The sequence below is a fragment of the Bifidobacterium sp. LH_743 genome (assembly GCF_056355775.1).
On the sequence record NZ_JBKESZ010000017.1, the window covers coordinates 1 to 11,120 of the forward strand.

Consider the following 11,120-nt stretch of genomic DNA (forward strand, 5'->3'; position numbering starts at 1 on the left):
ATGCCATGGCGTTCCGCCTGATCAAGGTCGACGCCAGCGGCAGGACCACGTGGGATCCGGCCAAGGACCGCAAGGCCACCGCCGACAGGACCAAGAGCATCGGCGTGGCCTGGGATTCGTCCACGGTCAACGAGGACGGCGTTCCGCCGGTCTCGCTTTCCATCACCGGTGCTGGTGTCAAGGACGGCGAGCTGTCGCTTTCCGCCGGTTCGCTGGCCCAGCTGTCGGTCGCGGGCTCCTCGTCCAAGGCCGACATGTGGTGGTCCGATGGCGCGGCCGTCGCGGTGTCCGGTACGGGCAACGTGTATGCCGTGCAGGCGGGCACCGCCAAGGTGAGTGCCAAGGTCGACGGCAAGACCGTGTCCGTCACCGTCACCGTCAAATAATTCCTATTGATGTATTTGATTGACATGAGGTGGCTGATTTCCATTGTTTTTGGAAGTTGGTCACCTCATTTGCATTGTGGATTATGAGAACAGACACCTATGTAAAAAATGATTCATGGCGAACGTTTGCAGTTGGATTCAGTGTCATATATGCACCCTATGCGGGTGATATTGTTATGCTCCGAATTCCCCCCTCATGTGTCTAATGTCTTTGATACGCTATTATTCAGCTGTCGATTGGTGATAACGTATTCACTTTGAATGAAGTGTAGCAGCCAAGCAATCAGGAAAGTAGGTGCAGCGGTAATGGCATGCGATATTACAGTGGCTGTAGCTACGCACAAAGCATATCGAATGCCGACGGACGGCGTATATATGCCCCTGCAGGTGGGCAAAGCTTTGTATCCGCAAGTTGACCTCGGTATGAAGTGCGACAACGATGGCGACAATATTTCATCCTTGAATGCTCAATACTCCGAATTGACTGGATTGTATTGGTTGTGGAAGAACTGTTCATCGAGATACCAAGGGTTAGTGCATTACCGCCGTCATTTCGCCAAAAGCGACAGTCCAAAACTGTACGGCAATGAAGATGAGCGTTTTGCTGCTGTGGCGCAACGAAACGATTATGAGACTTTGCTTGACGATGCGGAAATCATCGTCCCAACCAAACGAAAATACTATATCGAAACTGTGTATTCGCATTACGAACACACTATGAGGGAAGGCCAGCTGGACGCTACTCGGAAAATCATCGCTGAAAGTACACCGGAATATTTGGACGCGTTCGATGTCCAAATGGATAGAAACTCGGCTCATCTTTTCAACATGTTCATAATGCGCAAGGACCTGCTTGACGAATATTGCAGCTGGATGTTCCCTATTGTGGGCGAGCTTACGAAACGTATTGATTCCAGTGATTACACACCATTCGAACTGCGCTATCCCGGACGTATCAGTGAGATTCTTCTTGATGTGTGGCTGAATACTAAACGTTATCCATATGCAGAAATGCCAATCGTCAGTCCTGAGCCGGTGAACTGGATGAAGAAGGGGACTGGCTTTCTGATGGCAAAATTTGTCGGTAAGAAATACGTGAAGAGCTGCTGATAGACGTATGGCCATTCCTGAGTACCCCCTGATTAGCGTTATCGTACCGGTCTATAACGTGGAACGTTATCTTGACCAATGCATGGACAGCCTTGTTAGGCAGAGTTATATCAATCTTGAAATCGTCGTCGTTGACGACGGATCCACGGATTCATCGGGAAAGAAGTGCGATGCGTGGGCTGAACGTGATTCTCGTATCCGTGTGATTCACCAAGCCAATAAAGGTTTGGCCAGTGCTCGCAATGCCGGACTTGACGTTGCTCGAGGGGACTATATCGGTTTCGTGGACTCCGACGACTACACGCTACCAGACATGTTCTCTACAATGATGCGGAACATGCAGGAATCTGAAGCGGATCTGTCCATCATTTCCTATGAGCGCGAAAATCCGGACGGTAGCACGTATAGCAATGCTTTGTCTGGGCAGAAATTGGTGATGTCCTCCGAAAATGCATTCAAATACGTCAACATGCATGGATATTTCTATGTGGTCGCCTGGGACAAGCTCGCCAAAAAAGAACTGTTCGACGGTCTCCGCTATCCGCTTGACGCAAAGTATGCCGAGGATTCACCAGTGACCTATCAGCTGTTTGACCGCGCCGAACGAATCGTCTACGATTCCACGCCGCTATACCGATATCGGATGACTGAGGGAAGCCAATCCCAGGGCATTACGGATAAATTCGCGCAATCCACTGGCAACATGCTGGAATTGGTGCGTAAAAAGTATCCTCAAAACGAGCCGTATGCCGCGTATGGTCATCTGGAATCCATCGTAGGCACCTACAATCGCATTGTCCTTGCGGACAGACGCAAGGAATGGGCTGAATTCGAGCGATCTGCGCGGATCGAACTACGTGAGCTGATGCCGTTGGTCGAAAGCGCTGAGCTTATGTCAAAAAGCCAATCGCTGCAGTGGAGATTGCTCACCGTTTCACCGACCATGTATAGCGTAATGTATCGTTGCTACAAACGCAGCCATCCTGAAATTTCGTCACATTAGAGCGGTGATGAAGACATGATTTCAGTTGCGCTGCTATTTACTTTGCTTTTTTTACTGGTTCTGCTGTTACTAATGTATCGAGGAGATTTTGCTGAGCCGTCTGTACTGTTCGTACTCGGTTTCATCTTGTCGACATTCAATGGATTAACGAATTATCAGGCGTGGAATTTCAATTTATCTTTGCAAACATATGTCGTCGTAGTAATAGGTGCGCTTCTGTTCCTTGTGACGTCATATGCTGTCAAATCATCATTTCATGCCGTTATGTTCGGTAGGAAAAGACCGAGGGAATATAAAAAACCGTGTAATATTACGTTGCCTTTGTGGGTTTATATTGCGGGATTGCTATTCACTTGTCTGTCTTTGCTGATTGTGTCAAGGCATGTTATTGCGGTGACATTGCCTTATGGTGGTAATGGCTCTTTGAGTCAAGCTATCGGACTGTATGACAAGGTTAATAAATTCAGCACCAAAAGTGTGGGCATTTCCGGTCTGGCTTCTTTGATGTGTTTATCGGTTAACGCCATGGCATATGTATGGTTGTTTCTAGCCATGCGGAGTTTTGTGATTCAGACGCTGAAAAAAGACTATCTCGCATTGGTGAATGTTCTGGCTACGGTTCCGATGACGTTGATGCTTGGTGGACGCAATACCCTTATTCAGTTAGGCGTCGCAATATTTACCTATTGGTTGTTGTTTCGCAGACAAAACAACAACTGGAAAAGCACTCGACTACGATTTCGCACAGTTGCATGGTGCATAGTCGTTATTGCAATTAGCCTCATCTCTTTTAAACCACTACTTTCATTGATGGGACGCAAAGCGGATGCGACTTCAACGTATGAATATCTTTCGATTTATATTGGGGCTTCACTGAAAAATCTGGATGCTTTTCTGACGAATTCCATGAACCCTGCTCTTGCTGTTGGTCCAACACAATGGGGAGATATGACCTTGGCGTCTACTCGCGCTTCCTTCCCCCAGCTATTCGGAAAGACCACGATTGATTGGATGCGCTGGCAGCCATTCCAAAGATACAATGGCGAGGAGCTCGGCAATGTGTTCACCACATATTACGCATTCATTTTCGACTGGGGTTTTATCGGTGCGATGGTAGCGATTGTACTGATCGCGGCGCTTTCGCAACTTTGCTATGAGAATGTTGTGTATGCTCTGCAATATGGCACGAGCGGAGTTCCACTATCTATGATGCTATATGGCGCGATCGGATACTGCTGTGCGTTCAGCTTTTTCTCGAATCGTTGGTTCTCCACTATGTTCAACCAGATCATGTTGAAGGATATCGTCATCTGGATTGCACTAATCGTTTTTATAAAAATAGTGCGCAATCAAAATTTTGGCACAAAGAAGGCGACGCATCTTGGGCGGGAATAACACAAGAATGTCGCGTATTCATTCCGTGAAATTCAACGTGCTGATGAACATGATCGTCACCACGTCATCGCTGATTTTTCCGCTTATCACCGTTCCCTACGTATCGCGCGTGCTTTCCACTGGCGGAACCGGTCATGTTGCATTCGCGCAATCGGTTTCGTCGTACTTCTCTTTAGTGGCATTACTGGGCGTGACTTACTACGGCGTTAGGGCTTGCGCCAGCGTGCGCGACGACAGAACGGAACTTTCACGCACGGTCAAGGAACTGCTGGTCATCCTGGGCTGTTCCACCACAGCGGTCAGCATCGTATATGTGGTATGCCTGTTTACCGTACCGAAGATGAACGCACAGTTCGAACTGTTCCTGATGTTCGGCCTTTCAATCTGGTTGGCATCGTTTGGCGTGGAATGGTTCTACCAGGCGCTGGAACAGTACGAGTACATCACGATACGAAGCGTATGCTTCAAAATCCTGGCATTGGTGCTGATGTTCGCCTTCGTGAAAAATCGCGGCGATTATGTGACGTACGGTTTCATCGTGGTGGTGGCCGGCTACGGATCGAACGTTCTCAACCTTCTACGGTTGCGCAAGTTCATCGATCTGCATGACGGTGCTTCACTCGACGTGAAGCGCCACTTCAAACCCATGCTGTGGTTTATGATCGCATCCATTTCATCCGGCATGTATATTCAAGTGGACATCGTCATGCTCGGTTTCCTCGGTACCACCAACATGGTCGGCTTGTACCAGCTGGTCTCCAAAATCAAGTCCGTGTTGGTGACTGCCGTCAATTCGGTAGGCAATGTCATGTTGCCGCGTCTTTCCTATTATCAGGCGCAAAACAAGGAACGTCGAGCTGGCGAGCTTATCGCGAAGAACATGAATTTCGTCATGGTATTCGGCTCCGCGATCATAGTGCTGCTGATTCTACTCGCCGACCCCATAGTGGCGTTGCTGGGCGGTCCGGATTTCGCGGACTCCGCAGTGCCGTTACGATGCGTAGGTGTCGCTGTGATGTTCTCGGCAATGAATATCGTGCTGGCCAATTACATGATTTCCAAAGGCAAGGAACGTAGTTGGGCTGCAGTCAACGCCATCGGCCTTGTGCTGGCCATTATTGCCAACTGTGTGCTGATTCCCCGCTTCGGCGTGGTTGGCTCGGCAATCAGCATTTCCCTGTGCGAAGCGTTGATGTTTGTCATGCGTTCCTACGTCTGCCGTGAGTTTCTCAGCGGTATTCGCGGATTAATCGACCCGATTCGTATCTTTTGCTCAGCCGGCTTTTCAGGGATTGCCGCATACATCGTGCTTGCATTGTGCGATTGCTCCGCATGGAACGCATTCCTATGGCTCGTATGCGGTGGCATCCTGTTCTCGATCATCTACGGCACGGCCCTGCTGGTTTGCCGTGAACAATTCGTAACGGGCATGATTCGTCCAATTCTCAACAAAATACAAGGTTTAAAGGGGTAGACATGGCGAAATATGTGATTTGCGAACGTTCCCTGCACCACGCCCACGCTGGTTCCAAAGCACGTGACGACATACGTCAGATGCTTGAACGGGACGCATGGAAACCATTCGAAGTGCACCCCGGAGAAAACAAGGGGTATGTCGACAAGCTACTATGCGTCGGCTATACCATCGCCGATTGGAAACGATTGGAACGTGCCGTCAAACCAGCGGATGTGGTGCTGATCCAATTCCCACTCATTATGTATAACAAGGTCTCCCTGTACGCCTTGCCTTCCGTGCGCAGAATGAAGGAACGGGGAGTACGGTTCATCATGCTGGTGCATGATCTGGAAAGCCTACGAGGATACTCCTTCACTGACTTCGACAAACAGTGGGTGGCAGAGGCCGACGCTTTAATCAGCCATAATCCTCGCATGAGCGAAGTATTACGCGACTATGGGGCCAAAGCTCCGATCAAAGAAATCGGTATTTTCGACTATCTGCTGCCTGCCGTAACGCTGGTGCCGCCAGAACAACGCCATGGCATCGACATCGCAGGAAATCTCAGCCATGATAAAGCCGGATATCTCTATCGGCTCGCCGAACAATTCCCTGACGCGGACGTCAACCTCTACGGTCCCAAATTCGACTCCGAACATGGTCCATCCGAATGGTATCGAGGTATCTGTACCCCCGATGAACTGCCGAACAAGCTCCAAGGACGATTCGGTCTCATTTGGGACGGCGACAGCACCGAAACATGTACAGGGTTCTACGGCAAATATCTGACCGTCAACAACCCCCACAAACTTTCACTCTACCTAGCTTCCGGCAAACCAGTGATCATCTGGAAGGAAGCGGCGCTTGCGCCATTCGTGACGGAACATGGCGTTGGAATCGCCGTGAACACCATCCGCGAAGCCATACAAGCGGAACATGACATTGATGAAAAAGAATACTTCACGATGGCGCGTCGAGCGGATGACTTGGGCACTCAATTACGTGAAGGGCATTACACCAAAAAAATCATGGAAGAAATGCAGTCGATTATGCCGGAACTACAGGAAGGCAATGACAATGGGTGCAAAGCAGCAGATTAAGAAAATGGTGCCAAACCATGCGTGGCGAACATTGCAGCGTGCCAAGGCGAATATGAAATTGAAATCATATTACAGCCGGCAACGCAAGCGATTCCTGAACAATTGCGCCGGACCATGGAACAGCGAACAGTCCGAACGGCTTCGTGGAACGATGGTGTACTACATCCACCGTATCGAAAAAGGACTGTCGCACCAGCATTTCCGTGACGGTTTCGGCAAATCCGCGTTCAGCGAGCTCAAGGCCGTGATGGAACAATGGCGCAAGCATAGCTATCCGGTGGACGATGTGACATACCAAGCCGCACAGAACGTCATCCGAGCATACGTGCGTAAACATCATGCAATTGGAAAACCAGTTCCCCAATTTGTCAGCGAGTGGTTCCCCACTGAAGTTGCTTCAGCGGACAAGTCATGCGATAGCGTCGCCGAAGCCGGAACGAAAACCGTTCGTGCCGCCGACAAACGCAACAATGCGTCACTGGACTACGCGACACTGTTCGCCGGACGTACCAGCGTCCGCGAATATGAGGAAACGGCCGTTGACAGAGAAAAGCTTCACAATGCGGTCGCAATCGCCATGAAAACGCCATCCGTATGCAATCGTCAGGCATACCGCATACTGTTCATCCACAATCCGAAATTCATCGAACGAGCGCTGACTTCGCAAGGTGGATGGCGTGGATACAGCATGCCGCCCGTACTGGCGCTCATCAGCGTGGACGTCCGCAGCTTTGTCAGTGTCGAGGAACGTAACGAGCCATATATCGACGGCGGATTATTCGCCATGTCGTTCCTCACGGCCCTCGAACACGAATCGCTCGCAGCGTGCCCGCTGAACACCATGATGCGTGCGAATCAGGAACAAGAGATACGCAAGCTGTTGGGAGTGCCCGATTATGAAGTACTCATCGCATTCGTAGCCATCGGCAATTTCCCGGAATCCATCGAATCGCCAGTATCCTTCCGGTATCAGCCGGAATTCATTACACGGGAACTGAACTGACCATGAGCGAACTTGTCAGTATCATCATTCCGGTATATCAAACCCCGATTCAGACCCTGCATGACTGTGTGAAAAGCCTGCAGCAGCAGCGAGGGGACGACTTTCGTGTGGAAGCCGTCATCGTTTTCGACGGGAAACCGGCATTCGATACGACTTCCATCCTGACATGGGCCACAGCATCCATGAACGTCCACGCCGAAACAATCGAGCATGCAGGCGTATCGGCGGCTCGCAATGCTGGTCTACGCTCAGCGAGCGGACAATGGGCTATGTTTGTGGATGCGGACGATGCGCTCGCTGAAAACGCCGTTGAAAATCTGCTGAAATTCGCCCTGCAGCGGCAGTGCGATATTGTGATGGGGGCATATCGCAGCGTACTGGGTGCGGATGCCGAAACGCATCATTATCTGAACGAAAACAAGGTTTTCGAAGGTTCGGAATGTGACAAGTTTTGCGAGGACATGCTTCGTCCGCAACGGGGCATCGCCTTGGCGTGGGGCAAACTGTACCGTATGTCCGTGCTGCGAAGCATCCAAGGATTCAACGAATCTTTGAGCTTGGGGGAAGATGCGGAATTCGCATTTCGTGCGTGTGTTGTGGCGCGGCGTATTGGCTATGTGGACGCAATGGCATATGAGTATCGAAGGAACGCGCAATCCGCGGTACGGACGTTCCGGACCGACTATGTACGGCGCACGGTGAAAGGTGTCGAAGCGTTACAGGACACCGTACGGCAGATGGAACCTGCCGATACGCGGGAAGCCTACATGCAGTGTCTTGATGATTACGCGCTGTTCCACTTGACCATCATCATGATCAACTACCTGTTTAATCCACAGGCACCTTGGGGCCGCAAGGAACGGAAAACCCGATATCGGCAAACCTTGAATCTACCGGTATTCCAAGAGCCGTTGCTGCGATATCGTGGAGGCAGATTTCCGATAACCAGACGAGTGGCTCTACTTTCCATGAAATGGCATCTGTATGACATTAGCGCTGCGATAGCGTGGGCGCGACACAGGCAATTCGGCGACTGAACAATAAAACCAACAAACGAATGAGCTTGAACGAAAGGAACATAACATGGCCGGTCATCCGCTCAATATCGGAATCATCACCTACCATGCGGCCTACAACTATGGTTCGGTGCTACAAGCGTACGCAACGCAGACAAAGCTTGCGGACATGGGACACAACGTCACCATGGTCGACTACCGCTCCGAAGAAGGCAAACGATACTATGAACGTCTGTATTTTCGTGGACAGGGACTGAAATCGACACTTGCCGATTTGACCATGCTGCCAGTAGCCGGTAAGCGCAAACTCAGAATGAAGCGTTTCGAACAGTTCATTCACACGAATCTACAGTTGAGTGTGAAGCAATATCGCGCTCCTGAAGAGCTTAACGAGCTGGCCGAAACATTCGATGTTGCGGTGAGCGGTAGCGACCAAATCATCAACAAGCATTCCAACGAATTGGCACGTGTGGATTGGGAATACATGGATCCATACCTATTGAAGTGGGCGCGCTGCAGAAAAATCTCCTACGCTTCTTCGCCGGCCACCATGACCGATGAGGAGCTTGACCATATCGGTCCGGCGCTTGCCCGATTCGATGCGCTGTCGGCTCGCGAACGGTCAGCATGCGCGCGTTTGGAACGAGTGAGTGGCCAGCATGTTGAGCATGTATGCGATCCAACGTTGTTGCTGACGGCGGATGAGTGGGTGAAACACGTTCCGGCATGCCGGAAGACGGTGGTAGGGGATGAGCCGTACTTGCTGTTCTATTCGTTGCTTCGTCCTAAGCGTGCAATGGGCGTTTTTAATCAGCTGAAGGAACTATCCAAGCGTATTGGCATGCGCGTCGCCGTATTGACGCCGATGGCGGGCAACGCACCGAACTGTGCGGAACTGATTAATGTGCTGGAAGCCGGTCCTGAGGAATTCCTCTCTCTGATGCGTCATGCTCAGGCGGTGCTTACCGATTCCTACCATGGAACGCTGTTTTCCATCAACTTCCACAAGACTTTCTGGGTTTACACCGAAGGTACGAAAGAGCATGAGTTGGGTACTCGTCGCGGGCAGGTATTACAGGAATTGGGATTGACGGATCGCATTGTCACCGACTTCACGCAGATTTCGTCTGATGAAGTGAAGAGTGGAATTGCGATTGATTATTCGGCAGGTGCTGACGTGGCTTTGCAAAGCATGCGCGATCATTCGATTGCTTATCTGAAGAAAAGCGTTGCGTATCAAGAAAACTGATGTCGAATGAGATGATTGGATTTCTAATCCAATAGCAGTCCTGACATTTTTCTTCGGCATGAAATAAGTGAAGGCTCGGTTCCGCTGGCGTGCGGACCGAGCCTTCACTTATTGGTGTGTGATTATTCCACTACAACAGTGAGATTGAAGTAACGGTTGTAGATGGTCGCGCCGGTTTGGAAGGTACCTGCCGTGTGGGCATAGATGGTACCGTCGCCGTCAACGGTGACTACAGAGTCGTCACCGCCGAGCTTGCTCCAAAGAGGCAGCTGGCGGGCATTGCTGGGCAAAACCTTGAGGTCCACATGCTTCGATGAGCCGGCCGACATGGTGAGTGTGTACTCATTGTCGCCCGTCTTCACCAAACCATCGGCGCTTGGAGTGATCGAATCAACCGGATCGGAATTGCTCCACGAGTCATAGCCTCCAACGGAGAGCTTCTTCTGTGCGGTCAGCACAGTGCCATCGGCGCGGGTTGCCTTGACCGAGACAACGGTGTCGGCATAGTCATCTCGCATGAAGCTGAACTCTGCCTTGAGATTCACCGTGCGTCCCGTGGAGGTCTTGGAAAAACCACCGTTGATGAACTTCAAGAGATCGGTATTCGGAATGCTCCATTCCACATTCTCGAAGCTGCTGCCATCCTTTTCACGGGCGGTGAGCTGGAACTCTTCGTTACCAACCACTTTGCCGCTTTCAGCGCCGGCGATGACGATATCACCCGAGGGCTGAGGCGCGGAAGTGACGGTGACGGTGATTTTGGAACTCACGCCATCTGCGGTTGCGGTGATGGTGGCAGTACCAGCCTTACCTGCGGTCAACAGACCAGTGCCCATCACATTGGCTACCGAGGAGTTGGAGGAAGTCCAGGACACCGTCTTGTTGGTGGCATTTTCCGGCAGCACGGCGGCACTCAGCTGGACGCTTTTGCCTGCAATGATGCTGAGCTTGCCATTGGAGACGCTGTCGCCGGAGATGGTCACGGAGCTGACCTTAACAGTGGAATTGTCTTCCACGGTAACGTCCACCGAAGCGACCTTGGAGCCAACCTTGGCACTCACCTTGGCGGTGCCTGCCTGCACGGCGTACACCACGCCGGCTCCGGAAACTGCAATAGCAGCGCTGTCAGACCACCAAGTGGCCTTGTCGGAGGTGTTGGCGCCAACGAGATAGAGTTCATTGAGGTGATGTGCCTGCATGGTCAGCTTACCGTTCACCACGCCCTTACCGGAAATGGAGATTTCCGAATCGTCAGGGATGGTACCGTCCTCGTTGACCTTGCTGGTGTTCCATGCCACACCGAGGCTCTTGGTCCTGTCGGCGGTGGCCTTGCGGTCCTTGGCCGGATCCCACGTGGTCCTGCCGCTGGCGTCGACCTTGATCAGGCGGAACGCCATGGCAT

General features: G+C 51.3%; 10 protein-coding genes. 9 read left to right on the top strand and 1 reads right to left on the bottom strand.

Annotation, left to right across the window (positions count from 1 at the left end):
* The 9 genes from AC1ATL_RS10610 to AC1ATL_RS10650 form a co-directional block, all read left to right on the top strand.
* The coding region (locus AC1ATL_RS10610; protein ID WP_476570201.1) for a hypothetical protein at positions 1-386 on the top strand (386 nt) is incomplete at its 5' end.
* Between the two features lie 306 nt (positions 387-692).
* On the top strand, positions 693-1,496 hold the full coding sequence (locus AC1ATL_RS10615; RefSeq protein WP_476570202.1) for a DUF4422 domain-containing protein: 804 nt from the start codon (positions 693-695) through the stop codon (positions 1,494-1,496).
* 7 nt (positions 1,497-1,503) lie between these two features.
* Positions 1,504-2,499, top strand: a complete 996-nt coding sequence (locus AC1ATL_RS10620) for a glycosyltransferase family 2 protein (RefSeq protein WP_476570203.1) — start codon at positions 1,504-1,506, stop codon at positions 2,497-2,499.
* 15 nt (positions 2,500-2,514) lie between these two features.
* On the top strand, positions 2,515-3,894 hold the full coding sequence (locus tag AC1ATL_RS10625) for an O-antigen polymerase (RefSeq protein WP_476570204.1): 1,380 nt from the start codon (positions 2,515-2,517) through the stop codon (positions 3,892-3,894).
* A 43-nt stretch (positions 3,895-3,937) separates the two neighbouring features.
* The gene (locus AC1ATL_RS10630; RefSeq protein WP_476570205.1) at positions 3,938-5,368 is read left to right on the top strand and encodes a flippase; all 1,431 of its coding nucleotides are present in this window, start codon (positions 3,938-3,940) and stop codon (positions 5,366-5,368) included.
* A gap of 2 nt (positions 5,369-5,370) precedes the next feature.
* Complete coding sequence (locus AC1ATL_RS10635) at positions 5,371-6,450, top strand: glycosyltransferase (RefSeq protein WP_476570207.1); 1,080 nt, start codon at positions 5,371-5,373, stop codon at positions 6,448-6,450.
* A 52-nt stretch (positions 6,451-6,502) separates the two neighbouring features.
* A complete protein-coding gene (locus AC1ATL_RS10640; protein ID WP_259295704.1) occupies positions 6,503-7,453 on the top strand; it encodes a nitroreductase family protein in 951 nt (316 codons plus the stop codon).
* A gap of 2 nt (positions 7,454-7,455) precedes the next feature.
* Entirely contained in the window at positions 7,456-8,490 is a 1,035-nt protein-coding gene (locus AC1ATL_RS10645) for a glycosyltransferase family 2 protein (protein WP_476570208.1), read from the top strand.
* A gap of 46 nt (positions 8,491-8,536) precedes the next feature.
* Positions 8,537-9,718: a polysaccharide pyruvyl transferase family protein gene (locus AC1ATL_RS10650; protein WP_476570209.1), complete on the top strand. Its 1,182-nt coding sequence runs from the start codon at positions 8,537-8,539 to the stop codon at positions 9,716-9,718.
* 122 nt (positions 9,719-9,840) lie between these two features.
* Here AC1ATL_RS10650 and AC1ATL_RS10655 read toward each other — a convergent pair.
* Positions 9,841-11,120: Ig-like domain-containing protein (locus AC1ATL_RS10655; RefSeq protein WP_476570210.1), on the bottom strand; the 1,280-nt coding region annotated here is incomplete at its 5' end.

Excerpts from the sequence above, each read along its gene's own strand:
- AC1ATL_RS10615 (WP_476570202.1), top strand. The coding sequence starts at position 693 with ATGGCATGCGATATTACAGTGGCTGTAGCTACGCACAAAGCATATCGA.
- AC1ATL_RS10620 (WP_476570203.1), top strand. The coding sequence starts at position 1,504 with ATGGCCATTCCTGAGTACCCCCTGATTAGCGTTATCGTACCGGTCTAT.
- AC1ATL_RS10625 (WP_476570204.1), top strand. The coding sequence starts at position 2,515 with ATGATTTCAGTTGCGCTGCTATTTACTTTGCTTTTTTTACTGGTTCTG.
- AC1ATL_RS10630 (WP_476570205.1), top strand. The coding sequence starts at position 3,938 with ATGAACATGATCGTCACCACGTCATCGCTGATTTTTCCGCTTATCACC.
- AC1ATL_RS10635 (WP_476570207.1), top strand. The coding sequence starts at position 5,371 with ATGGCGAAATATGTGATTTGCGAACGTTCCCTGCACCACGCCCACGCT.
- AC1ATL_RS10640 (WP_259295704.1), top strand. The coding sequence starts at position 6,503 with ATGAAATTGAAATCATATTACAGCCGGCAACGCAAGCGATTCCTGAAC.
- AC1ATL_RS10645 (WP_476570208.1), top strand. The coding sequence starts at position 7,456 with ATGAGCGAACTTGTCAGTATCATCATTCCGGTATATCAAACCCCGATT.
- AC1ATL_RS10650 (WP_476570209.1), top strand. The coding sequence starts at position 8,537 with ATGGCCGGTCATCCGCTCAATATCGGAATCATCACCTACCATGCGGCC.